This window comes from Faecalitalea cylindroides ATCC 27803 (assembly GCF_000469305.1).
GTDB lineage: Bacteria > Bacillota_I > Bacilli_A > Erysipelotrichales > Erysipelotrichaceae > Faecalitalea > Faecalitalea cylindroides.
On record NZ_KI271018.1, the window covers coordinates 1 to 1,702 of the forward strand.

A 1,702-nucleotide genomic window follows, 5' to 3' on the forward strand; every position below is an offset into this window, starting at 1 on the left:
GCCGACACCTCCACCGGAGTCATACGGGAATTTTCACGATAGTAGATTTTATCGTCTACCAACGTATAGGAAAAGTTTCTCACTGTCGGGTCTGCCGGAATAGAATTATCTTCCTCCTCCAGTTCTTCCTCAGTTTCATATTCCGTGATTTCTCCGTGAATGTTTGCTACTGCTTCATCAAGCTGTGCTGCAAGGTCTGCATTTTCATACGGCACACAAGTTGCTTCCATACCGAAACGCCCCGATACCATTTTCATTTCTCCAAGTATCATTTCGGGGTGCTGCACAAAATAAGAGTTCATCTTAATTCCGTTCTCATCGGTATCAAGATGAACCCAATCCGGCTCAATATCTATCAGTCTGTCACGCTTTTGTAGGATAAGAATATCCGAAACGACTTCCGTTCCTGCATTACCCTTAAAGGTGTTATTTGGCAATCGAATTGCTCCAAGAAGCTCTGCTCTCTGTGCAATATATTTTCGTACCGCCGAGTTTTCCTTATCCATTGTGCCTTTGCTCGTTACAAGAGCCATCACACCGCCGGGTCTTAACTTATCAAGGGACTTGGCAAAAAAGTAATCGTGTATCAGGAACTTATGCTTGTCGTACCTTTTATCTAACACCTTAAAATCTCCAAAAGGCACATTGCCAACCACTCCATCAAAGAAGCTGTCCGGCAGATTGGTTTCTTCAAATCCTTGTGCCGCAATGGTTGTTTTCTGGTAAAGCTGCTGTGCAATCCCTGCGGAAATCGTATCAAGTTCCACACCGTAAATCTTACTGTCCTGCATTGCGTCCGGCAGCATACCGATGAAATTACCGATACCGCAGGACGGCTCTAACAAGTTGCCTTCCTTAAAGCCCATCTGCTCCATTGCCTTATAAATGGCTGTGATAACTTCAGGCGGCGTGTAGAACGCAGTCAATGTGCTTTCTCTTGCCGAAGCATATTCCTCCGGTGTTAATACCGAAGAAAGTTCCAGATATTCCGTTGCCCACGCTGAATTATTTTCATCAAAGGCTTCTGAAAGCCCACCCCAACCGACATACTTTGATAAGATAATCTGTTCTTCAGGAGTGGCAAATCTGTTTTCTTCCTGACATTTTTTAAGAAGCTGTATCGCCATAATATTTCTGCGGAAGCGTTCCTTTTTACCAACCGTTTCAACCTCATTTTCTCTAAGATTAAAGGTGTGACGGTCTGCCATAGGCACATCAGGGTGCAAGTCAAAGCCTTTGACTTTTTTCTTCTGCTCCCAAGCGGGAACTAACGGCTCAGACTCTTTTTCATTTCTTTCTTCGGCAGGTTCTTCCTTTACAATCAAATGCTCATTCATCGGATTCTCTCGCACTTTTCTGTCAAACTCTGTGCGTGAAAATTCCTTATTGAACAGTGGCACATCATAGTCATAGAGCATTACTCTCTCATCATCAACAGATAAGATTTCGTACTCAGAAGCACCGATATACACCTTATCGCCAAGATGATATTCATACTGCACATCTTGTAGCTGTTCTGCTTCTTCAGGTTCTTTTTCGGTTGGTTCGACCTCTTGCTCCGGTGGTGCATTAGAAAGTATCTCACGATTTCTTTTCGTTTCCTCGATTTTGGCTCTGCGTTCCTCTTGACTTTCAAGCCACTGAGGATAGCGTTCTTTTTCCTTTGGATTTAAGTATCTGTCCATTCGGATAAGTTCCCCGA

At 43.7% G+C, this 1,702-nt stretch carries 1 protein-coding gene; it reads right to left on the bottom strand.

The genetic code is table 11. The features are described from left to right. On the bottom strand, positions 1 to 1,702 hold a 1,702-nt coding region (locus HMPREF0367_RS06750), incomplete at both ends, for a class I SAM-dependent methyltransferase (RefSeq protein ID WP_035402595.1).